Source organism: Microvirga flocculans ATCC BAA-817, from assembly GCF_000518665.1.
GTDB lineage: Bacteria > Pseudomonadota > Alphaproteobacteria > Rhizobiales > Beijerinckiaceae > Microvirga > Microvirga flocculans.
Genome location: NZ_JAEA01000003.1, coordinates 270,292 through 292,363, shown reverse-complemented (window position 1 = coordinate 292,363; position 22,072 = coordinate 270,292). Strand labels below are relative to the sequence as shown.

23 protein-coding genes and 1 tRNA gene are annotated in these 22,072 nt (G+C 64.1%); 7 read left to right on the top strand and 17 right to left on the bottom strand.

Annotated elements, in window-relative coordinates; all coding sequences use genetic code 11:
• The first annotated feature begins 50 nt into the window (after nucleotides 1-50).
• The 4 genes from L879_RS0106465 to aqpZ all read left to right on the top strand — a co-directional run bounded on the left by L879_RS0106465 (nucleotide 51) and on the right by aqpZ (nucleotide 3,311).
• Nucleotides 51-1,025, top strand: a complete 975-nt coding sequence (locus tag L879_RS0106465; protein ID WP_027315385.1) for a tripartite tricarboxylate transporter substrate-binding protein — start codon at nucleotides 51-53, stop codon at nucleotides 1,023-1,025.
• A 122-nt stretch (nucleotides 1,026-1,147) separates the two neighbouring features.
• A tRNA-His gene (locus L879_RS0106460) sits at nucleotides 1,148-1,224 on the top strand.
• Between the two features lie 245 nt (nucleotides 1,225-1,469).
• On the top strand, nucleotides 1,470-2,387 hold the full coding sequence (rarD, locus tag L879_RS0106455; protein ID WP_027315384.1) for an EamA family transporter RarD: 918 nt from the start codon (nucleotides 1,470-1,472) through the stop codon (nucleotides 2,385-2,387).
• A 189-nt stretch (nucleotides 2,388-2,576) separates the two neighbouring features.
• A complete protein-coding gene (gene aqpZ, locus L879_RS0106450; protein WP_027315383.1) occupies nucleotides 2,577-3,311 on the top strand; it encodes an aquaporin Z in 735 nt (244 codons plus the stop codon).
• A gap of 81 nt (nucleotides 3,312-3,392) precedes the next feature.
• On the opposite strand, the gene L879_RS20730 is transcribed toward aqpZ, so the two are convergent.
• From L879_RS20730 to L879_RS0106430, 4 genes are all read right to left on the bottom strand, one after another.
• The gene (locus L879_RS20730; protein WP_051435110.1) at nucleotides 3,393-4,889 is read right to left on the bottom strand and encodes a polysaccharide lyase family 7 protein; all 1,497 of its coding nucleotides are present in this window, start codon (nucleotides 4,887-4,889) and stop codon (nucleotides 3,393-3,395) included.
• 315 nt (nucleotides 4,890-5,204) lie between these two features.
• Nucleotides 5,205-5,726 carry a hypothetical protein gene (locus L879_RS0106440; RefSeq protein ID WP_027315382.1) on the bottom strand — a complete coding sequence of 174 codons (522 nt, stop codon included), beginning with the start codon at nucleotides 5,724-5,726 and terminating at the stop codon, nucleotides 5,205-5,207.
• A gap of 196 nt (nucleotides 5,727-5,922) precedes the next feature.
• Nucleotides 5,923-6,168 (bottom strand): hypothetical protein, encoded by a 246-nt coding sequence (locus tag L879_RS0106435; RefSeq protein WP_027315381.1) that lies wholly within the window; start codon nucleotides 6,166-6,168, stop codon nucleotides 5,923-5,925.
• Nucleotides 6,169-6,297: 129 nt separating this feature from the next.
• Nucleotides 6,298-6,609: a hypothetical protein gene (locus L879_RS0106430; RefSeq protein ID WP_035458828.1), complete on the bottom strand. Its 312-nt coding sequence runs from the start codon at nucleotides 6,607-6,609 to the stop codon at nucleotides 6,298-6,300.
• Nucleotides 6,610-7,080: 471 nt separating this feature from the next.
• Between L879_RS0106430 and L879_RS20725 the strand changes: the two genes are divergently transcribed.
• A complete protein-coding gene (locus L879_RS20725) occupies nucleotides 7,081-7,296 on the top strand; it encodes a hypothetical protein (protein WP_154664107.1) in 216 nt (71 codons plus the stop codon).
• Between the two features lie 91 nt (nucleotides 7,297-7,387).
• Here L879_RS20725 and L879_RS0106420 read toward each other — a convergent pair whose 3' ends face one another.
• From L879_RS0106420 to L879_RS0106405, 4 genes are all read right to left on the bottom strand, one after another.
• Nucleotides 7,388-8,095, bottom strand: coding sequence for an outer membrane protein (locus L879_RS0106420; RefSeq protein ID WP_027315378.1), 708 nt, complete (start codon nucleotides 8,093-8,095; stop codon nucleotides 7,388-7,390).
• A 332-nt stretch (nucleotides 8,096-8,427) separates the two neighbouring features.
• Nucleotides 8,428-8,847, bottom strand: coding sequence for an NUDIX hydrolase (locus L879_RS0106415; protein WP_051435109.1), 420 nt, complete (start codon nucleotides 8,845-8,847; stop codon nucleotides 8,428-8,430).
• Nucleotides 8,848-8,907: 60 nt separating this feature from the next.
• Nucleotides 8,908-9,399, bottom strand: a complete 492-nt coding sequence (locus L879_RS0106410; protein ID WP_027315376.1) for a phasin family protein — start codon at nucleotides 9,397-9,399, stop codon at nucleotides 8,908-8,910.
• A gap of 34 nt (nucleotides 9,400-9,433) precedes the next feature.
• Complete coding sequence (locus L879_RS0106405) at nucleotides 9,434-9,814, bottom strand: phasin (RefSeq protein WP_027315375.1); 381 nt, start codon at nucleotides 9,812-9,814, stop codon at nucleotides 9,434-9,436.
• Nucleotides 9,815-10,015: 201 nt separating this feature from the next.
• On the opposite strand from L879_RS0106405, the gene L879_RS0106400 reads away from it, so the two are divergent.
• Nucleotides 10,016-12,724, top strand: coding sequence for a PAS domain-containing sensor histidine kinase (locus tag L879_RS0106400; protein WP_035458824.1), 2,709 nt, complete (start codon nucleotides 10,016-10,018; stop codon nucleotides 12,722-12,724).
• 124 nt (nucleotides 12,725-12,848) lie between these two features.
• Nucleotides 12,849-15,572, top strand: a complete 2,724-nt coding sequence (locus L879_RS0106395; protein ID WP_027315373.1) for a bifunctional acetate--CoA ligase family protein/GNAT family N-acetyltransferase — start codon at nucleotides 12,849-12,851, stop codon at nucleotides 15,570-15,572.
• A 24-nt stretch (nucleotides 15,573-15,596) separates the two neighbouring features.
• Here L879_RS0106395 and L879_RS0106390 read toward each other — a convergent pair whose 3' ends face one another.
• The 9 genes from L879_RS0106390 to L879_RS0106350 all read right to left on the bottom strand — a co-directional run bounded on the left by L879_RS0106390 (nucleotide 15,597) and on the right by L879_RS0106350 (nucleotide 21,987).
• Nucleotides 15,597-16,199 (bottom strand): DUF3828 domain-containing protein, encoded by a 603-nt coding sequence (locus L879_RS0106390; protein ID WP_027315372.1) that lies wholly within the window; start codon nucleotides 16,197-16,199, stop codon nucleotides 15,597-15,599.
• Between the two features lie 35 nt (nucleotides 16,200-16,234).
• On the bottom strand, nucleotides 16,235-16,720 hold the full coding sequence (bfr, locus tag L879_RS0106385) for a bacterioferritin (protein WP_027315371.1): 486 nt from the start codon (nucleotides 16,718-16,720) through the stop codon (nucleotides 16,235-16,237).
• A 192-nt stretch (nucleotides 16,721-16,912) separates the two neighbouring features.
• Nucleotides 16,913-17,170 carry a (2Fe-2S)-binding protein gene (locus tag L879_RS20720; RefSeq protein ID WP_035458822.1) on the bottom strand — a complete coding sequence of 86 codons (258 nt, stop codon included), beginning with the start codon at nucleotides 17,168-17,170 and terminating at the stop codon, nucleotides 16,913-16,915.
• 114 nt (nucleotides 17,171-17,284) lie between these two features.
• A complete protein-coding gene (locus tag L879_RS0106375) occupies nucleotides 17,285-17,854 on the bottom strand; it encodes a putative glycolipid-binding domain-containing protein (RefSeq protein WP_035458820.1) in 570 nt (189 codons plus the stop codon).
• A gap of 69 nt (nucleotides 17,855-17,923) precedes the next feature.
• Nucleotides 17,924-18,523 (bottom strand): hypothetical protein, encoded by a 600-nt coding sequence (locus L879_RS0106370; protein ID WP_027315369.1) that lies wholly within the window; start codon nucleotides 18,521-18,523, stop codon nucleotides 17,924-17,926.
• Between the two features lie 27 nt (nucleotides 18,524-18,550).
• Entirely contained in the window at nucleotides 18,551-19,222 is a 672-nt protein-coding gene (locus L879_RS0106365) for a LutC/YkgG family protein (protein ID WP_027315368.1), read from the bottom strand.
• Nucleotides 19,219-20,652 carry a LutB/LldF family L-lactate oxidation iron-sulfur protein gene (locus tag L879_RS0106360; protein ID WP_027315367.1) on the bottom strand — a complete coding sequence of 478 codons (1,434 nt, stop codon included), beginning with the start codon at nucleotides 20,650-20,652 and terminating at the stop codon, nucleotides 19,219-19,221. The genes L879_RS0106365 and L879_RS0106360 overlap by 4 nt, the downstream gene beginning before the upstream one ends.
• Nucleotides 20,649-21,446, bottom strand: a complete 798-nt coding sequence (locus tag L879_RS0106355) for a (Fe-S)-binding protein (protein WP_027315366.1) — start codon at nucleotides 21,444-21,446, stop codon at nucleotides 20,649-20,651. The genes L879_RS0106360 and L879_RS0106355 overlap by 4 nt, the downstream gene beginning before the upstream one ends.
• Before the next feature lie 154 nt (nucleotides 21,447-21,600).
• Entirely contained in the window at nucleotides 21,601-21,987 is a 387-nt protein-coding gene (locus L879_RS0106350) for a c-type cytochrome (protein WP_027315365.1), read from the bottom strand.
• Nucleotides 21,988-22,072: the final 85 nt, after the last annotated feature.

Below are 22,072 nucleotides of genomic sequence, written 5' to 3'. Positions count from 1 at the left end.
CCGAGGTCTTTCCCAAGTGTAAGGCCGTTACTGTCCTGAGGGAGGAATTGATGAAGAAAATCGCTCTGGCTCTCGCCGCCGTTGCCGGCATCGCCGCAACGGGGGCCTGGGCCCAAGGCTACCCCACGCGCCCGATCACCATGATCGTGCCCTTCGCGGCCGGCGGCCCGACCGACGTGGTTGCCCGCATCGTGACGGATCACATGAGCCGTACCCTCGGCCAGCAGATCGTGATCGAGAACGTGGCCGGCGCCGGCGGCACCACGGGCATCACCCGCGCCGCGCAGTCCGAACCGGACGGCTACACCATCATGATGGGCCATATGGGCACCCATGGCGCCGCCCCGGCCCTGTATCCGAACCTGAAATACGATCCGACCAAGGATTTCGCGCCCATCGGCATGGCTGCGGGAACGCCGATCGTGATCGTGGCCAAGAAGGATTTCCCGGCCAACGACCTGAAGGGCTTCCTCGAATACCTGAAGGCGAACGGCGAGAAGGTGAATATGGCCCATGCGGGTGTGGGCTCCGTGTCGCATTCCACCGGGATCTTCTTCAATTCCGTGGTCAAGGCGAAGCCCACCATGGTGACCTATCGCGGCACCGGTCCGGCCCTCAACGACCTGATGGCCAACACGGTCGACTTCATGACCGACCAGATCGTCAACGTGGCGCCGCAGATCCAGGGTGGCAACATCAAGGCCTTCGCTATCGCGACACCCGAGCGGTCCCCGGTCCTGCCGAACGTCCCGACCACCAAGGAAGCGGGCCTCGACGGCTACGAGGTCAGCGCCTGGAACGCGGTATTCGCACCCAAGGGCACCCCGCCGGAGGTCGTGAAGAAACTCAGCGACGCTCTCAGCAAGTCCCTCGACGACGAGAACACCAAGAAGCGCCTGCTCGAGCTGGGCGGCGTGATCCCGAGCGCCTCCGAGCGGACCCCCGAAGCCCTCCAGAAGCTCGTGGAGAGCGAGGTGGCCCGCTGGACCCCGGTCCTCAAGGCGGCCGGCGCCACGGCGCAGTAACGCGTCCAACCTTGACCATGCGGTGCGGCGGGCCCCTGAAGCCCGCCTTTCCCATTTCCGGGCCAGAGTGGCGAAACAGGTCTTGAAATTGCTCGCCCGGGCGATTACACCCACCCTCACGTGCAGCCGTAGCTCAGTTGGTTAGAGCACCAGATTGTGGATCTGGGGGTCCCCCGTTCGAGCCGGGGCGGCTGTACCACCTCCATGGCAGCTCTGCCTCGCAGGTTCGAGGCCCTTTTCTCCCAATCTCAGACACTGGGCCGCCGAAATGTCCGGAACAGGCGGACGTGTCGTGCGCTTTCGTGGCCGGAACCAGAAACCGGCTTTCCGAGGCTATCTCCCATTCGTGAATTGCAGTAGGAGCGGGCTTGGCGGCTTTGCGGTCGTTCGTCGCCCGAGCGCATGCGCTTGAAGCAAGGTGGGATTGTGGTGGGATCGGATCCGGTGGGAGATGACGCGCGTCGGGCGCGGGTCGGCGTTCTTTATGCCCTGGCGGCTTTCTTCATGTGGGGGTTGGCCGTGCCGCTGCACTTCAAGCTCCTCTCGGCGATGCCGCCGCTTCAGATCCTGGCGCATCGGATCGTCTGGGCGAGCGTCTTCGCCCTCGGCTTGATCGCCGCTTTCCGGCAGGGGCGCCAACTCATCGAAACCGTCTTGTCGGGCCGCCGGCTCCTGCTGCTTGCCGTCTCCGCCGGCCTGATCGCGGTCAACTGGCTCATCTATATCTGGGCGGTGAATTCGGGGCACCTCGTGCAGACGAGCCTCGGCTATTTCATCAACCCGCTTCTGAACGTGGTGCTGGGGGTGCTTTTCCTCCGGGAGCGGCTTCTGCCGGCCCAGATCGCGGCTTGCCTCCTCGCGGGCGCCGGAGTGCTCACGCTCGGCGTCGCCTCGGGGGAGATGCCCTGGGTCGCCCTGGCGCTCGCGTGCAGCTTCGCTTTCTACGGCCTCGTCAGGAAGGTCGTGCCCGTCGCGCCGCTCGTCGGGTTCTGCGTCGAATCCCTGCTGCTGACCCCTCTGGCCCTGGTCTATCTTGGCGTGACGTTCGCGGACGGCAGCGCCGTGGCGTTCCAGGGAGATTTACGCTTCGATGCGCTCGTCGTTCTCACGGGCTTCAGCACGGCGGCTCCGCTCATCTGGTTCGCCGCCGCCGCGCAGCGGTTGAAGCTCTCGACCATCGGCCTGCTGCAATATCTGGCGCCGTCCGGCCAGCTCGCGCTCGGCGTGCTCGTCTATGGGGAACCCTTCGACTGGGTCGATGCCGTGGCCTTCGCGCTGATCTGGATCGCTCTTGCGATCTACACGGCAAGCGCCCTGAGAACGGGGTCCCGGCCGCGGACACCTGCTGTCGCCAGAAGGTAGCGCCCCGGTCGCACCAGGAGACGAAAAACCGCGCCCGCTTGCTCCGATGGAGCGGGCATGTATGCTGACATCAAAGAGACAAGCGTCCCTGCGTCCGGCCTAGGCTCACGACGAGTCTTTTTTGATCGGCGTTTTTGCCGACGTCGCTCCCGCCCCATCATCGCTCATGCGATCCGGAAGGAGCTTGGTATGGATCTTCGCAAGTGCATCGCCGAGGCTATCGGCACGTTCTGGCTCACCTTCGCAGGCTGCGGCAGCGCCGTGATCGCCGCGGCCTTTCCCGAGGTCGGCATCGGGCTGCTCGGCGTTTCGCTCGCCTTCGGCCTGACGGTTCTCACCATGGCTTACGCGATCGGCCATATTTCCGGCTGCCACCTGAACCCTGCGGTCACCGTAGGCCTTTGGGCCGGCGGGCGCTTTCCGGCGAGGGACGTCGGCCCCTACATCGCATCGCAGGTGATTGGTGCCGTCATCGCGGCGGCCGTGCTCTACGTCATCGCCAGCGGAGCGCCCGGCTTCGATCTCGCGAAAGGTTTTGCGGCCAATGGCTACGGCGCTCATTCGCCGGGGCAGTACAGCCTGTTCGCAGGTCTGGTCGCCGAACTCGTGCTCACCATGATGTTCCTCTTCATCATCATGGGAGCCACCCACGGCAAGGCGCCTGTCGGCTTTGCGCCGATCGCCATCGGCCTTGCGCTCACGCTCATTCATCTGGTCGGGATCCCGGTAACGAACACATCCGTGAATCCGGCGCGCAGCACCGGACCGGCCCTGTTCGTCGGCGGATGGGCGCTGGCGCAGCTCTGGCTTTTCTGGGTCGCGCCGCTGATCGGCGGCGCCCTGGGAGGCGTGCTTTATCGATGGATCAGCGAGGAGCCTTCCGCGCAGGTCACAGGCTTCAAGCCCGCCACGCCCGCTGAATGAGAATGGGGCCGGTGCATCCATGAAGCGGAAGCGGCCCCGGTTTAGCCGGGGCCGCTTGTCTGCTCTTACGTGCGCTCGCGATCAGATGACGAGGAAGTCGGCTGCCGTGAGCTTGGCATGGTTCTCGATCACGGCGAACTTCACCGCCGCCGTCGAGCCCGTGCCGTCGGCATCGTAATACAGGGCGCCCGACTTGCTGTCGTAGATGATGCGGTCGTTGGCATCCAAAGCCTTGGTGCCGGTGACGAAGGCGCTTGCCGCGAGGCTGCCCCACTTGAGCTTGGTGAAGACCGAGTCGTTGAGGCGGATCGTGTCGTCGGCCGGGTTGAAGTCGACGATGGAGTCGACGTTCTTGGCGCCCGGCTTGGTGTCGAAGGTGAAGGCATCCTTGCCCGCACCGCCGATCAGCACGTCGCTGCCGCCCTTGCCCCAGATCTTGTCGTTGCCGCTCTTGGCGTCGATCAGGTCGTTGCCGGAACTGCCGGTCAGGCTGTTGGCCGCGCTCGTGCCGGTCACCGTCTTGGTGGTCGCAGGGCGCGCGGGCGGGGGCGTCGTATCCACCTTCCCGGCATCGGCGACCTTGAGCGTCACGACACCGGTATCGGAATCGCCGTCGGCGTCCTTGACGGTGTAGGTGAAGCTGTCCGAGCCGAAGAAGTTGCTCTTGGGGGTGTAGACGAAGGAGCCGTCGGCACTAAGCTTCACGCTGCCGCCCTGGGCGGTGGCGAAGGTGCCGGCGACAGCGGCCTTGCCGCCATCGGCGGCGACGTCGTTGGCGAGCACGCCCTTGGAGGCGCTTACCGTCAGCACCGTGTCCTCCGTCGCGGCGTAGCCGTCGTCCATGGCGGTCACGGGATGGTCCTGCGCGTCCGGCGTCGGCGTGGGCGTAGTCACGGTGCCGTTGTGGTTGAAGCTCAGGGCGTAGAACGAGGTCTGGCCGTAGCCCGAACCGTTGCTCTCGTTGGCGCCGAGATAGGCTCCAGCCTTGAAGTAGAAAGTGTCCGACTGCCACACGCTGTTGATCTTGCTGACGGACTTGTAGATCTGGCCGTCGGCGAAAATCGTCACTTCGAGATTATCGCCCTTGGCGTTGATCGTGTAGGAGAAGCGCTCGTCCAGCGAGACATCCGGCTGCTGGCCTGAAGCGTTCACGAAGTAGAACTTCGTCTCGGAGTTGTTCGATCCAGCTTGGTCGTTGGCGAAATAGAGCTTGCCGTTTTCCCAGTAGAGACGGACCAGTTCGTCGTCCTCTCCGTGGATCTGGCCGACGACGATGCGTCCGCCGACGCCATCGCGGAGAGGGGCGGCATCGACTTCGAGCGTCGCGCTCATGAAGCCGCCGGTCTTGAGATCCCAGGCCGCCGTTGCCGTGCCGTTCATCTCGCGCAGTTCGGACCGGGCATAGGACGAGCCGCTCGTCGTGGCGCCCTCGACCGGAGCGACGAAGGTCATGGCGCCGTCGGCGGCCGTGTAGAAATACAGGGGATGCTGGTAGCCGGCGAGATTCTTGACTTCCAGCGCGTTGCCGCTGAAGCCGCCATTCGCGTCGACCGGAAGGGTGATCTTCCAATTGGACAAATCAAAGTTGCCGCTCGGCGCGGCAGAAGAACTCAAAGCCATGATGTCTGCCCCAAAATTGAGCGAGCCTCTTTTTCGAGGCTTCTGAGTAAGAATGAGGCCGGCTCGGAAAGAACAGGCCGGAAGTCAACGGAATTCGATAACGCAACAGATAAAGCGGACAGGAAAGACGCAGTGAAATACTTTCAATACTGCGATTTTCGAGATTTATGTCCCGCTTTCCGCTGCTGAGCATTTGATCGACGAATAAGGCAACTTCAAGGCAAAAGCGTCACTTTGTTTCATGAGGACGGTTGGTGAGTGCTGCGGCCGTCTCTATTCCGTCAGGATTTCCTCCGGTCGCTTGAGCTCCTTCAGGTCCGTCGCGATCTTGCCGTATCCGAAACGGGCGGCGAGCGACTCGAACGAGGATTGAGCGTCCTGTCCGCTCTGGATGCCGTGGCAGACGGCGAAATACTGGATGACGGCGTTTTCCTCGGCACCGGAGGGCGATGCCAGATTCAGGGTCGCGGCGCTCCAATGCCCGGCATCCTCATCCCAGATGGCCGTAGGGGTTTTCTTCGAGCAGAAGACATAGCCTGTCGAGGTTTCGCCGCCCGTTCTCGGGCTGCGCTTCCCGTAATCGCCCCGCGGGTGATGAGAGGTCCATCCCTTGAGCTCAACCTTGAAGAGCGCTCCGCGGGCGTTCGAGCCGACGAGGTCGCGGCTCTCGATGCTGAACCACGAGCAGTAATCCATGTGGCAGCGGCCCTTCATCAGTTCCGCCGCGCCTGCGGAAGGACTCGCGATGAAACCGGCCATGCCAAGGATCAGAAACGCAGCAGGCTTCATCGTCATCGGGAGCCTTTCGGGAGAGGTCGTCATCGAGCGTCAGTGCAGCACCAGAAGCCAGCTCACCAGAGCCAGGGGAGCGACGATGCCGAAGAGGAAGGAAACAGCGTCTCGAGCCATGAAAGCCTCCTACCGATTAACGAAAAGTAAATCGTCGGAGGGTTGGGGGCGGTGCGCTGCGGCACGTGGCGTTCAGGACGATTCAGCGATCGCTCCCGGCGGGCGTCTCGGTTCGTGACGAGGTGCCTGCCGTGTCCGGTGCTTCGGCTTGTGTCGCCTGACGCGCCTTGCGCTTGTTTCCAAGCCATTTGAACAGCATCCAGCCAAGGCCCGAGCTGAGCGCGGCGATGACGACGAGACCGGAGCTGGGATAGTCGCGAAAGTTGATCCGTCGCGCCCGATCGAGCTCGTCGAGGCCGGCTTCGGGCTGTTCGTGGGTTTCAGGCATGGCGCCGCCTCGGTCGGAATGCTTCAGATATAATCCCCGCAAGCCCGCTGTCCATCAAGGCCAGCGTGAAAGCCGGAATTGCCGGAGCGTGGCGAGGAGCGGTGCGGTTCCACGCTCGGAGCCGGCATTCTAACGCGATGCGGAGAGCCCGGCGGCTGCGGGAACAGGGCTCTTCGTCAGCGTCATCCGGCTGCCCTCGCGCTCGCAGGAAACGGTCACGAAACCGTCCGTGGCATTGAGCCTGACCGTGACGACGTCATTCGTGCTGACGAGCTTCACGGGCTCCTCGTCCATGTCCTGCGAGGCCTCGCTGATGATGGAGAGGCACTCGCCGAACGGCATCGACGCGATGCGGGTATCGGCGGATTGGGCGTAAGCCGCGGATCCGGCAGCAAGGGCACAGCAGGCGCCGACCAGAAGAGTCATCGAAAAGGAGCGCATGGACAGATTCTCCAACATCGGGAAGACACCACGCCCGAGATCTGTTCGCTGTGCCCTATCGCACAGGAAGGAACGTGGTCGGGCAGGGGGCCGTTCCTCGCTGACGATGTCGCAGGAGGCTGAGACTTGCCGCGACCCGCCGAGCTTATCCGCCTCCTCGTTATCAGAGCCTGAATCGCAGCCGTTTCTGCGAGACCGCTGTCACCTGAAGCGGCAAGCGTGGCCGTCATGTCGTCGCACGCGGCTGAGCAGCCTTGCCATGCGGGATGAAATGTAAGAAGCTTGCATCGATCACAAGAAGCCGCCGAAAAGTTGGGCGCGGAGAACAACTCCGTTGCCTTTCTGTATTTCCACGATCTGTCTTTGACCGCTTGCCGGGAGAGGATTCCGGCCAGCGGAGCCGATGCGTTCTCGTCTCATTCCATTGCGCGTTCAGATATGATTCATCCCAAGATTGTCAGGGATGGTCCCATGACGACATGCGGACCAGACCCTTTGCAGGACGCCCGCGATCTTCAGGCTCGGGTGAGGGCGCTGAAAGCCCTGCTCGAATTGCAGCGCTGGCAGGTCGAGGTGCTCAACGACCGGCTCTATTCCTCCGCGCCCGGTGGCGTGGCGGCCAAGCGGCTGCTCGCCCTCAAGCGCAGCGAGAAGGCAGCGGACGATTTCAAAACGCGCAAGCGTTGAACGCTTTCGAACGCATCCGTTTCGTCTCTCATTCATGCAAAAAGGCCCGGCATTGCCGCCGGGCCTTCTGAAAACCGAGTGTAATCGGTGATCAGTTGAACTTGTAGTTCAAGCCGGCGCGCAGGACGCCGAACTCCGCGTCGCGGTCCACGTTCGCGCGACCGCCGAGGGCGTAGTTGTCCTTCGTGTCGATATCGACGTAGAGACCTTCGACCTTGGCGGTGAAGTTGTTCGTGATGGCGTATTCCACGCCGCCGCCGATGGTCCAGCCCCAGTTGATCTCGTCGCCGCTGTGATGGCCGAGAATCGGATCGTAGCCCTTGTTGCCGCCGATATCGCCATAGGCGAAGCCGGCCGTGCCGTAGACGAGGGCGCGGTCGAAGGCCACGCCGCCGCGGGCGCGGATCGTGCCGAAGAAGCCGTCGGAATCACCCGGGTAGTAGATGTTGCCATAGGAGGCGCCCTTGTTGCCGACGGCCGCATATTGCAGATCCGTCTCGACGCCGGCCACGAACATGCCGAACTGATAATTGTAGCCTGCCTGAGCGCCGCCGACGAAACCGCCCTTGCGCTTGCCGTAGCTGGTGCCGAAGGCCGGATCGTAATAGCGGCTGTCGCCCACGTTCCAGCCGTAGCCGGCGTTCAGACCGGCGTAGAAACCGGTCCAGGTGAAGACCGGAAGCGCATTATAGGCCGGAGCGGGGGAATAGCGGGACGGAAGATCGGCCGCCTGGGCGGTCGAAGCCGCAAGGGCGAGGGCCGCTGAGGCAGCGAGCAGTCCAAGAGCAGATTTACGCATGACTGTATTCCGTACTTGAGAAGCAGTGGTCGCTAGGCATTTCTTGCCTGTCGGGGCTACTCATAAAGGAGTATGAGAGACAGTTGCAATATGATTGCCTGTAACTGTTTCAAACATGATTGATGCTTTATGAACATTTACTGTTCATCAACCATGGTGTTGCGGTCCGGCTTGAGATCGGACGTCGAATATGTGCAGATCGGGACATCAAGTTTGGCTTTCGAGCCTCAAAGTAAGAGACAAACTCGGCCTCGTCTTCACGCGAAGACGAGGCCTTTTTCTTGGCTCGCCGGTCGTGAGTTGAAAGCCCGTTCCGTCAGGAACGGCGTCGGTTACTGCGAGCCCAGCGCAAGCCGGGCGATCGTGTCCACATCGGCGCTCATGGCAATCCTGTCCGGATCGAGATCGGTGACCGGAAACCAGCGCGCATCGAGAGCATCGTCGGCAGCGATGGGCTGACCGGAGATCCAGCGGCATTTCACGGCGATGAGAATGTAGTGCTGCCGCAAGACATCGGAGGAATCCGGCACGAGGATGTCGAGACTGGTGATGATGTCCTGCGCTTCAGCCTCGATTCCGGTCTCTTCCAGGAGTTCCCGGAGGGCCGCAGCCTTCACCGTCTCGCCGAACTCGATCTTGCCGCCGGGAAAGCCCCAGAGGCCCGCATCGGGAGGATTGGCGCGCCGCACGAGCAGGGTGCGTCCTTCATGAACGACGACGGCAATGACGGCGGGAATGGGATACTTGGACATGAAAAAGGCCCGGCCTGCGATGGCCGAGCCTTAACTCAGAAAAGCGCCGCCGTGTAGCATTTAGCGGCTTTGCGCGTGGAACGCCGATTTCAGAGGCTCGACGCTTTTCGTGAACCAGAGCGCCGTCGTCTCGGCGATGTCCTTCCACTGGGCCGAGGCCGTCTCGTAGGCCTTGCGCGTGGCATGGCTTTGCGCCTTGAGAGCCTCGGGCAAGGGAGAGGGGCTCATCACCGAACGCCACAGGTCGATGGCTGCATCGCTCTGCGTATGGAAGGCTTCGATGATCTTACCGTTCACCTCGAGGGCGCCCTGGGCCGAAGCGGCCACGGCTTCGCTCACGGCCTTGCGGATGGCGTCGCTCTGCCTGCGCGCGGAAGCGAAGAGAGCATCGGCTTCAACCGGTTTCGCAGAGATCTGAGGCAGGGGCGCGGCCGCCGCTTCCGCGAGCCTCTCGACCGCCTCGGTGGTCGGAGCGGCTGCCATCTCGACGAGGTCGACCTTTTCAGCGCTCCTGGCTGTACTCTTCACTCTGGGCTTCTTCACTTCCGCCATCGTGATGTCCTCGCAAGGTTTGGGGAGAAGGATCTTACTTCTTGGAGCCCGGCTGCTTCATGGCCGACTGGGCCAGGGAGCCGAATTCCTTCATCTGGGCCTGCATCGCCTCGAACTGCGTGCGGGCGAACTCGGCCTGAATCTGCATGGCCTCCTGCATATCCTTGGCGCGCACCATCCGCTGGGCGAGGTCGAAGGCGGCATGCAGGTTCTGCTCGGCATAGGTGAAGGTCTTGCGGGCGGCGTCGCGAGCGCTGGTCTGGACCGTGGTCGCCGAACCCTCGAAGGTGTCGGCCGTCTTCTGCGCGGCGTTGATGAAGCCGTCGACCGCTTTTCGGGCCTGCTCGACGCTCTTCTCGGCGAAGTCGCGCATCTCCGTGGGAATCTCGTAACCTGGGGGCTGGTTCGTGGCCATGTCATGCTCCTGTCGTTAAGGCATTTGTGCAGTGCAATATCACATTGTGCAATGCGAAATCAACTCTTGGATGCCTCGCTTATTAAGGTTACCTGAAAGTAAAAGGATTCAAGTGTTCTCCCTTGCATGCCCCGGCGCGCGGTTTAGTCTAAAAAGCTCTGTCGGAAGTGACATTGTGGCAGTGGACACCAAGGGCCGTTGATGACGGGGGCTCCCAACCCATTCGAGACGCTGATCGCGCGGCTTGCCGCCGAGCCGGACCTGGGCCTGTTGGCCGAGCCCGGAAAGGGTGTGCTCGTCTGGGACCGGGCAGGGGAGAAGCTGCTTTGGGCGTCGCCTTCCGCCGAAGGCTTGAAGGAGGCCTATGTCGATTCATCCGGCCGTGTCAGGCCGGATTTCCGCGCCCGCGATCGTCTCAAGTCCCTGGCCGCCGGTCTTGCGCCCGTGGAGGGCATGCGCCTGGAGCGCCTGCGCCTGGATCCGGCCCGTCCCTGGCTTCCGGTTGCATGCGCCTGCCGCCTTGCCTTTCTCGAGGGCGGGGAAAGGGTGCTGGTCACGGCCTTTGTGGGGCCGGTGCCCAAGGTGCCCGCGCGCCCGCGCCTGGCGGAATCCATTCCCCATCGGAACGAGGCGACGCAGTCCTCGTCCGGGACCGGATCACGGCAGGACAAGCCCGCCACCCTTCGCTTCATATGGCAGACGGATGCCGAAACCCGCTTCACCCAGGTGTCGCCGGGCCTTGCCAGGGCTGTCGGAGCCGAGGCCGGAAACATCGTCGGCAAGACCTGGGACGAACTCTCGCGCACCGTCGTCGAGGATCCGCACGGGGACGTGGCGGCCTTGTTCGCGCGCCACGAGACATGGAGCGGACGGACCGTTTTCTGGACCCTGGGGCAGGGCCCGCGTCAGGTACCGGTCGACTGGGGCGGCATGCCGGTTTTCAGCGCGGACCGGGAGCTCGTCGGCTTTCGCGGCTTCGGCCTGCTGCGCATGGACGCCATCCGTGAGCGGGCCATATCCTCTCAATCGGCGGAACGGCTTCCGGACGACCTGATCGCCCAGAGCCTGGTGCACGACGAAACCCTGCCCTTCCGTCCGCCGGAGGAGATGCCGGCGGAAGAACCCGCGCCGGAGGCGGAGACGCCCGACGAAGACCGCTGGTTCGCCGATCTCCGCAACCAGGTCGCCGAGGCGCTGGCCAGCACCAATCCGCCCCACGAACCGGCCGAACGGCCCGCGGCCGCGCAGAGGCCGCAGGCGAGTTCGGGTCTCTCCGCGGCGGAGCGCAACGCCTTCCGGGAGATCGCCCGCGCCCTCGGCGCGCGCCTGGAGGAGGATACGCTTTCCCGAAAAGAAACATCCGGGGACGCTGCGGCCGCAACCGCCTCCCAAGCGACGGTCGAGCCGGACGCCGAGAAGGAGATTCCGCCTTCGCCGGCCACCGTTCCCGCCGGTGGCGACCGCATCCTCGACCGGCTGCCGATCGGCATTCTGGTTCATCGCGGTGAAAGCGTTCTGTTCGCCAACCGCTTCCTCCTCGAGCTGACAGACTATGACGATGTCGCGCAGATCCGGAGGGACGGCGGCCTCGTTCATCTTTTCCGCGGATCGCCCGCGCTGGGCGGCTCCGGCGAGGAGGATTCCGCCCTCGCGCTGACGACCCGCGCGAACGAGAACGTCGCCGTCACCGTGCGCAGCTCCACGGCGGAGTGGAACGGCGAGGCTGCCGACCTGATGGTCATCCGCAAGGCGGCCCGCGCCGAGGCGCCGGCCGAGACGCGGGATCCCGCGCAGGAGCATCGCATCCACGAGCTCGAGGCGATCCTCGACACGGCGACCGACGGGGTCATCGTGCTCAACGAGACCGGGCGCATCATCTCCCTGAACCGCTCGGCCGAGGCACTCTTCGGCTATGACGAGCGGGCGGTCGCGGGCGATGCCATCACGGTGCTGCTCGAGCCGCAAAGCCACATGGTCGCCCTCGACTACCTCGACGGCCTGCGCTCTTCCGGCGTCGCCAGCCTCTTGAACGACGGGCGCGAGGTGCTTGGCCGGGTGCGCCAGGGCGGCTCGATCCCGCTCTTCATGACCATGGGCCGCCTGGGCGACGGGCCGGAGCGCCGGTTCTGCGCGGTCCTGCGCGACATCACCGCCTTCAAGAAGGCCGAAGGCGAGCTGATCGGCGCCAAGCACGCCGCCGAGGAGGCGAGCGCCCAGAAGTCGGATCTCCTGGCCAAGATCAGCCACGAGATCCGCACGCCCCTCAACGCCATTCTCGGCTTCGCCGAGGTGATGCTCGAGGAGCGCTTCGGCTCCATCGGGAACGAGCGCTACAAGGAATATCTCAGGGACGTTCACGCCTCGGGCTCGCATGTGATCAGCCTCGTGAACGACCTTCTGGATCTCGCGAAGATCGAGGCGGGACGGCTCGAACTCTCCTTCACGGGCGTGGCCCTCAACGATCTCGTCTCCTCCTGCGTGACCCTGCTTCAGCCGCAGGCCGCGCGCGACCGCATCGTCATGCGGATGAGCTTCGCGCCCAAGCTGCCGCCGGTGGTGGCGGACGAGCGCTCCATGCGCCAGATCGTGCTCAACCTCGTCTCCAACGCGATCAAGTTCACGGATGCGGGCGGACAGGTGATCGTGTCCACGGCCATGACGGACCGGGGCGAGGTGGCCTTCCGCGTGCGGGATACCGGCATCGGCATGTCGCCTGAGGAGGTCGAGGCCGCTCTCGAACCCTTCCGCCAGCTCGCGACCTCGCGCAAGCGCGGCGGTACGGGACTGGGGCTTCCGCTCACCAAGGCCCTCGTCGAGGCGAACCGCGGCGCGCTGCAGATCTCCAGCCAGCCGAGGGAAGGAACGCTCGTCGAGGTGATCTTCCCGCCCACGCGGGTCCTGGCGGAATAGCGCCGGACAGCAAGGCCCTGTGCGATAGATCAATCATAAGGATGCGCCTTGCGGTTATAGGCTTTTGCCATAGGTTTTGATGGGCCGCCCTCGGCCCGGAACTCTCACGAGACGAAGGATCTCCATGTCTACCTATCGCCTCGACAAGCTGCTTGCGCCCCGCTCCATCGCGGTCGTGGGCGCAAGCCCGCGTCCGGGATCTCTCGGCCTGACCTTCCTGCGCAATCTCGTCGCCGGCGGCTTCGAGGGACAGCTCTTTCCCGTCAATCCGCATCATGCCGAGATCGAGGGGCTGACCTGCTACGCGTCCCTGTCGAAGCTTCCCGAGACGCCGGATCTCATCGTCGTCGCGGTTCCGCCGCAGAGAGTGCTCGGCGTGATCCAGGAGGCCGGGCGCGTGGGCGTGAGCGTGGCCATCATCGCGACTGCGGGCATGGGCTATGGCGAAGGAACGCTGAGCGACAAGGTCAGGATCGCCGCGCGCGCGCATGGATTGCGCATCATCGGCCCCAACTGCATCGGCGTGCTGGCCCCGCGGGTCAAGATGAATGCGAGCTTCGCCGCGCACAGCGCGAGGCCCGGCGATCTGGCGCTCGTCTCCCAATCGGGCGCGGTGGCGGCGGGTCTCGTGGAATGGGCGGCCCAGCGGCATGTGGGCTTCTCCGCCATCGTGTCCCTCGGCGACAAGGTCGATGTGGATTTCAGCGATTGCCTCGATTTCTTCTCCGCCGACAGCGGGACAAGGGCGATCCTGCTCTACATCGAGTCCATCGGCAACGCGCAGAAATTCATGTCGGCGGCCCGCGCCGCGGCCCGCGTCAAGCCGGTGGTGGTGATCAAGGCCGGACGTCACGCGCAGGGCGCGAAGGCCGCCGCGACGCATACGGGTGCGCTGGCCGGCTCCGATGCGGTCTATGACGCCGCCTTCCGCCGCGCGGGCCTGCTGCGCGTGCTCGACCTTGACCAGCTCTTCGCCGCGGCGGAGACTCTCGGGCGTCAGAAGCCTTTCCCCGGCAATCGCCTGGCGCTGCTGACCAATGGCGGCGGCGTCGGCGTGCTCGCCGTCGACCGCCTGATCGACCTCGGCGGAACGCTCGCGGGCATCTCGGAGAAGACGCATAAGGCCCTGGACGCGATCCTGCCTCCGACCTGGTCGAAGGGAAACCCGATCGATATCGTCGGCGATGCGAGCCCCGAGCGCTACGCGGGCGCCTTGGAGGCGCTGCTCGCGGATCCCGAGAACGATGCCGTTCTCGTTCTCAACGTGCCGACCGCCGTGGCGGGGGCGTCCGATGTGGCGGCTTCCATCGTCAATGTGGTGAGGCGCGATCGTGCGAAGGGCTATCGCCAGAAACCGGTCTTCGCTGCCTGGATCGGCGAAGACCCGGATTCGGCTCGCGTGTTCGAGGAGGGGCGCATTCCGCATTTCGCCACCGAGGCCGATGCGGTGCGCGGTTTCATGCAGCTCGTGCGCTATCGCGAGGCGCAGAACCAGCTGATGGAGACGCCCGACAACCTGCCCCATGATTTCGTGCCGGATACGGACGCCGCTCGCGCCATCGTCGAGCATGTGATCGCGCAGAATCGCCGCTGGCTCGATCCCCTCGAGGTCAACGCGCTGCTCAGGGCCTATGACATCCCCGCCGCTCCGGTGATCCTGGCGACGACGCCGGACGAGGCGGCGGAGGCGGCGCGTCCCATCATCGCCGAGGGGGGCACGGTGGCGGTCAAGGTTCTCTCGCCCGACATCGTGCACAAATCCGATATCGGCGGCGTGAAGCTCGACCTCACCTCCGAGGACGCGGTGCGCAGGGCCGCCGCCGACATCTTCGAGCGCGCCGCGCGCCTCAAGCCTCAGGCTCATGTGACGGGCGTCACCGTGCAGCCCATGGTGCGCCGCGCGAAGGCGCGCGAGCTCATCATGGGCATCGCCGACGATCCGTCCTTCGGTCCCGTCGTTCTCTTCGGGCGCGGCGGCACGGCGGTCGAGGTGATCAACGACAAGGCCCTGGCCCTGCCGCCTCTCGACCTGAAGCTCGCCCACGATCTCATCGCGCATACCCGCGTGTCGCGCCGCCTCAAGGCCTACCGGGACGTTCCTGCCGCCGACGAGGGGGCCATTGCGCTGACCCTCGTGAAGCTCGCGCAGATGGCCGCCGATCTGCCGGAGCTGCGTGAGCTCGACATCAACCCACTGCTTGCCGACCATACGGGCGTGATCGCGGTCGATGCCCGCGTGGCGGTGGCGCCCGAGACCCGCAAGGCCAGCGGGCATCCGCGCTTTGCGGTGCGTCCCTATCCGAAGGAGTGGGAACGAACCATCGTCCTGCGCAGCGGCAAGAACGCTTTCGTGCGGCCCGTGCGTCCCGAGGACGAGGACGAGTTTCGGCGTTTCTTCGAAAAGATCACGCCGGAAGACCTGCGCCTTCGCTTCTTCGCTCCGGTGCGCGACTTCAGCCACACCTTCCTCGCGCGCCTCACCCAGCTCGACTATGCCCGCGCCATCGCCTTCGTCGCCTTCGACGGGAACACGGGGGAGATGATGGGGGCGGTCCGGCTCCATGCGGATGCGAACCACGAGACGGGGGAATACGGCATCCTTCTGCGCTCCGATCTCAAGGGCCTCGGCCTCGGCTGGGAGCTGATGCGACTCATGATCGAATGGGCAAAGGCCGAAGGCCTCCGCGAGGTCGAGGGGCAGGTGCTGCGCGAGAATTCCACCATGCTCGACATGTGCCGCAGCCTCGGCTTCTCGATCCGCATCGATCCCGACGATCCGGAGCTGCGCCTCGTGACGTTGCCGATCGCCTCCATCGCGGAGCCCGGCAAGCTCGTGCAGAAGTCCTGATCGGAAGGGAACGGCGAAAGTTCGTCAGTGCGGCGCGGAGAGGAGGGAGCGGAAGGTGTCCGTCGTCCCCGTCCAATGGATGTCGGAGATCCGCCATCCTTTCGCGGTCTTGACCAGATCGTAGGTGATTGTCTGGCGACGGCCGGAATTGACGAAATTGACGACGCCTTTCGCGCGGTCCGGCTCGACCGGCGTGACCGTCACGTTGACCGACTTGATCGAGAAGTCCTGCGCGTTGATGAAGGGATCGAAGCCGATCCGTCCCAGTTCGCCCTCGGATTCCTTCTGGTCGCGTACGATGAGTTCGGTCAGCGTTTCGTCGAAATAGCGGCTCGCCAGTTCCTCGCTCGTGTAATCCGCGCCGGATGCGTTCTTGCCCATATAGAGCTTGTAGATTCCTATCAGGAACTGCCGTGCCGCGTCATCCTGCGCGATGGACGGGGCGGTCGCGGACAGGCCGATGAAGACGATGGCCGCGAAAAGCGCGGCCAGACGGAGCAGGAACGATGCTGCGAGATTCTGGATCATGGATGCCGGGGAATGGCGCGGGGTGGCGATGGAGGCGGCAGGACGCCCGCCGCTGAGGGCATTGCGCGGCGAAGCGGGTCTGCTCCGCCGCAGCTGCATGGGCTCCCGCTCGCCGCGGGAGCACGAAGCCGGCGTCAGTGCTCGTCTTCGAGACCGCCGATATGCTTCTGGGCATAGAGCTCGACGCCGATCTGCTCGACCAGGTTGAGCTGCGTCTCGAGGAAGTCGATATGGCCTTCCTCGTCCTGCATCAGTTCCTCGAACAGGTTCTTGGACACCCGGTCGCCGACGCTTTCGCAATAGGCCGCCGCCTCGCCGTAGAGGTTGCGGGCGTCGTATTCCGCCGCGAGGTCGGATTCCAGGATCTCCTGGATGTTCTGGCCGATGCGCAGGGGGTCGAGCACCTGCAGGTTGGCGAAGCCTTCGAGGAAGATGATGCGCGCGATGAAGCGATCCGCGTGGTGCATCTCCTCGATGGATTCCTTGCGCCAGGTCTTGGCGAGATCCTTGTAGCCCCAATCGTCCAGCAGCCGGTAATGCAGCCAGTACTGGTTGACCGCCGTCAGCTCGCTGCGCAGGCCGCGATTGAGATACTCGATAACCTTCGGATCGCCCTTCATCCTACCCTCTCGTCCATTGGCGCATCGTGCGGAAAAGTGGATCCGGTTTTCCGCTCGAACGATGCGCCCATCCACTAGAAGCATCGGATGAATCCCAAAAGTGGGGGCCACTTTTGGGTCCGATGCTCAAGGCGCCGGATGCGCCGCGTCTTTCTTTAGAGGATTTATGAATTAGGGCAAAAGCCTCTTTGTTCAAAGCCTGGGTTCGGCGGCTGCTTTTTCGAGGGCGGCGGGGCAGCAGCCGCGGCGGCAGGACGCGATGGGTTCCACTCCGGCATCGATCAAGGCCCGATCCATGATGGCGCGGATCGTTCGGGCGCAGCGCCCGCAATCCGGGCTGCATCCGAGGCAGCGATAGACCTGCGCCGGCGTGCGCGGGCAGTCGGGCCCCGGCTTGAGGCAGGCTTTGACATCGCCGTCGGAGAGGACGTTGCAGGAGCAGACGATCATCGTTCTAGTTTAGAATGGCTAAAAACTACATTTGATTTCAAATACTTAGACGAAAAATTGCCTGCGCGCCAGCCTGCTCCCCTGTGCCCGGATGTCACGCCTTGGACGAAAGCGTCAGCCCAGGCGCTTGAAGAGGCTGGGATAATCGAGGACGAATCCGTCCTCGTCGACCGGCAGGTCCGCGGAAAAGCCGCTCTCGAGGCTCTCGAACCGATAGAGCGAGCCTGCGGCGAGCGCCGTGTAGCGCTGGTTGGCCGGAGCGGCGGTCAGGCCCGGTACGGCGATATAGCAGAGGCGGATCTCCATGCTCTCTCCGCTCTCCAGCCCGAGCCGCCGGATGGGGAGGGTGTTGGTGAGCGGGGTCGCCTGGATGTCGATGTCGATGCAGCCCTGAAGGGCCGGCTGGTCACGGCCGTTCTCCTGCCAGTGCCCTTGCCCGTCGCTCTCCAGGTGAAGCGTATTGCCGGAGGTGGTTCTGACGAGAGCCTCCCTCGTCCGCCACAGGGCATCGAGCTTGAGCCGGTAGAAAAGACCGAACTCGGCCTCTCCCTCGCGGGCGATCACGACGCCGGAGATGTCGAGCCCGCCATCGGCGGGCCGCACATCCGCATGCTCGAGCCCCGCTTCACAGCCGTCCCAGGCCGACCAGCGGAGGGAGCGGAAGATCAATGTCGGGATGGGCATACCGTGGCTCCAAGCTGTCGCAAGGAGCCTTATTTTGCATGGGAGAGAATGTCCGAGCTAGGGCGCGCGTCATTCCGTCTTATCTTTTGAGCGTTCCACCCTATCGGATATCCGCATGGCCGCGGCAGTTCCATTCAAGGCAATGAATGTAGAAACGAAAATGACGATCAAAGCGAATGGATCGGGGCGAGTGACAGTGAACAGCAAATAGTCGACCGCTTCCGACAGAGCTTCCAGAGAGGAATAGCCTTCCGATATCGCTCTCGAAAATATTGCAACTGTTCGTGAAGCGATGGGAATGAGATAAACTGAAAGGAGGCATCCCAATGCAGCGACGGCTGACCTGAAGCGGGTCGGGGCATTCAAATAGTATTTTCGGGCAATCGTTGACCCGACAATGAGGGAGGCGATGTAAACGCTAGGGAATGAAGACGTAAGGAAGGTATGAAGTTCTTCCGCATAGCTGGAGCCAGCGCCCCATCGCAAAAAATCGATGAAGAACGAAAGCGTGACGATCCCTGTATTCATTCCGGCAAAAAGAGTTGCGACCCGGTATGTTCTATTCCGAATTAAAAATGGAAGACCGAGAATGAGCGGGACAAGGACGAGGAGCGCCCCAAGCCAATATAAGTAAATCATCGCTCTCCCCCATTTCAGGGGAGAGATCATGTATTGTTGTTACCTTTGTTGCGGTGCTCAGTCGCACACCACCACCACATGCAGCCGCCTTGGGCCGTGGGCGCCCAGCAGCAGGGTCTGCTCGATGTCGCCGGAGCGGGACGGGCCGGTGATCCAGTTCACCGTGCGGGGCATGGAGCCCTTGCCATAGGCGAAGCGCACCCGGTTCCAGACGGATTCGTAATCGCTGGCGATATCCTTCGCCGACACCACGATGATGTGGTTGTCGGGCAGGAAGTTGAGAGTCGAGGGGTTCTCTGGGCCGGAGACCAGTGCGAGCGTGCCGGATTCGGCAATGCCGCCGAAGGCGTGGCTCACCGCGTTGAGATCGCGGCCCTCGCTGGGGCCGTAGGTGATCTCGAGCGACGTGTCCGACCACGGCATGGCCTTGAGGCGCAGATCCTCGCCCATGCGCAGGGTGGCAGGCAGGTTATGGTTGCGCAGGAAGAGGGCAATGGCTTGCGGCACCTCCGCCGGGGAGGACACTTCCGTCACCGTTGCCAGCGAGGTCTCGACCATTGTCTTGAACAGGGCGAGCCGCTCCTCGCCGGAGACTTGCCCGCGTTTGGGAATGACGCCCTTGGGCGCGCGCTCCAGGCGATCCTCTACGATCTGCCGGCGGATCGTCTCGCTGCCGTTGACGCCGAGGGAGCGGCGGATATTGGCGAAGATGTCGTCGCGGGCGCTCATGCCGCTCTCCCCTTGCGCTCGCGCTGCCAGCGCGCCTGGAACGTTTCGCCCTGCGGTGCAGGGAAGTCGCGATACTTCGTCCAGCCCTTCGCCAGCGGCAGCCATGTGAAGCGTCCGCGCTGGCGCCCCATGAAGCCGAGCGTCGCCATCGCCGCGCGCGTCGCCAGGCGGTAGAGAGCCGGGCGCTTGGCGAAGAAGCCCCAGAACCGAAGCCCCGAACGCACGGTGGCGGGCGTCAGGTGCCGCTCGAATTCCCGCTCGCGCCAGTGACGCATGAGCTTGGGGAGCGGAATGCGCACGGGACACACGCTCTCGCACCGTCCGCAGAAGGTGGAGGCGTTGGGCAGATGGCCCGCCTGGTCGACGCCGATGAGGGAGGGCGTGAGCACCGCGCCCATAGGGCCGGGATAAACCCAGCCATACGCGTGCCCGCCGACCGCATGATAGACCGGGCAATGGTTCATGCAGGCGCCGCAGCGGATGCAGCGCAGCATCTCCTCGAAGCTCGTGCCGAGCATGGAGGAGCGGCCGTTGTCGATGAGAACCACGTGGTAGTTCTCCGGGCCGTCCGCATCCGCGCTGCGGCGCGGACCGGTGGAGAAGGTGGTGTAGACCGATATTTCCTGACCCGTCGCCGAACGGGCGAGAACGCGCAGCAGCTGGCTCGCATCCTCCAGGGTGGGAACGATCTTCTCGATGGAGGCGAGGACGATATGCGTCTTCGGCAGGATCTGGGTGAGGTCGCCGTTGCCCTCGTTCGTCACGATGATCGAGGTGCCGGTTTCCGCCACGAGAAAGTTCGCTCCCGTGATGCCCACATCCGCGGCGAGGAAACGCTCGCGCAGAACGGCGCGCGCTTCGGTCAGAAGCTGCACGGGCTCGGAGAGGTCGCGCTTGGCGTCGAGATGCGTGTGGACGCGGCGGAAGTCCTGCTCCACCTGGGTGGCGTTCAGGTGCACGGCGGGCGCGATGATGTGGCTCGGCAGCTCGCCTCGAAGCTGAATGATGTACTCGCCGAGATCGGTCTCGACGGGCCTGATGCCGTTTGCTTCGAGGTGGCGGTTGATCTCGATCTCTTCCGAGATCATGGACTTGCCCTTCGTCACCGTCTTCGCCCCGGCCTCGCGGCAGATGGCAAGGATGATGTCGCGCGCTTCCTGCGCGTCGCGGGCGAAATGCACGTGGCCGCCGGAGGCCTGCACCTTCTCCTCGTAGGCTTCCAGGTAGAGGTCGAGATGTTCCAGCGTGTGGTTCTTGATGTCCCGCGCGGAATCCCGCAGCGACTCGAATTCGGGCAGCTTGTCGGCAGCCATCCGGCGCTTGTCGATGAAGCCCTGCTTCACATTGCCGAGCGCCTTCTGAAGCTGGCCGTCCTTCAGCGCCCGCGCGGCATTCTGCTTGAACTGGGGGGATGTGGAGTGAACGGTCATGACCGGCCCTTGCTCGACGCTTCGGCCCTGGCGGCGCCGATCGGCGGCTCTTCCGTCATGCCCGCGAGTACCTCCGCCACGTGGCGCACCTGAACCGGCTTGCCGTCGCGGCTGAGCTTGCCCGCCATGTTCATGAGGCAGCCGAGATCGCCCGCGAGCAGGGTGGGGGCCTGCGCCGCCTCGATGTTCTTCGCCTTGGCATCGACGATGGCGCCGGAGATGTCGCTGTACTTGACCGCGAAGGTGCCGCCGAAGCCGCAGCATACGTCGCTGTCGTTCATCTCGACGAGGGTGAGGCCCTCGACGCTGGCGAGCAGCCTGCGCGGCTGGGATTTCAGACCGAGCTCCCGGAGGCCCGAGCAGGAATCGTGATAGGTCACGGCTCCGTCGAAGGTGGCCTCGACGCTCGTGACCCCCAGGACGTCCACGAGGAAACTCGTCAGCTCGAAGGTCTTGGCCGCCAGCGCATCGGCCTTGGCGCGCCAGTTCGGGTCTTCTTCGAACAGCTCCGGGTAATGCGCCTTGATCATGCCCGCGCAGGAGCCCGAAGGGGCCACCACGTAGTCGAAGCCATGAAAAGTGTCGATCAGCCGCATCGCCAGATCGCGCGTGGTGCCCCGGTCGCCCGAGTTATAGGCCGGCTGGCCGCAGCAGGTCTGGACGGGAGCCTCGACGATGCATCCGGCATCCTCCAGGAGCTTCACGGCCGCGAAGCCGACGGAGGGGCGCATCAGGTCGACGAGGCAGGTGACGAAAAGGCCGACACGGGGTTTGCTGTTGGGAGGAGGGCTCACGGCTACAGGGCTTTCCGGCGATCGCGCGATCGTATCACCATCGTTCTTCGTCCGCCCCGGTCAAGAGGACGCGCTGTCCCGGGCCCGGCGAACGCTCAAATAAGGAGAAGCCGCCCGTCAGGGGGCGGCTTGCAGGCAGGCGGATCGCCCGGTCTTACGGGGTCTTTTTGCCCGAAGCGTCGAACTGCTTCAGATAGGCCACCAGATCGTTGACCTTCTGCTCGTCCTTGATGCCGGCAAAGATCATCTTGGTGCCCGGGATCTTGGCTTTCGGGTCCTTGATGTACTCCTTGAAGGTGGCCTCGTCCCAGGTGATGCCGGAATTCTTGTTGGCGGGGGAGTAGTTGTATCCCTCGACGGATCCCGAATGCCGCCCGAAGAGGCCGTTCAGGACCGGACCCACGGCGTTCTTGGCATTCTCGCCGACCTGGTGGCAGGCCCGGCATTGCGTGAACACCTTCTCGCCGGCGGCCGCATCCTGGGCTTGGGCAGTCCCGAGCCCGGCGAGGAGCAGGGCGGCGGAAAGAACGAAGGAACGCATCAAAAACTCCTTTGCTGGACACCTGTCCCATTTTAGAGAGATTCTACATTATTGAAACACACCCGCAGGGAAAGTCGCCTTATTG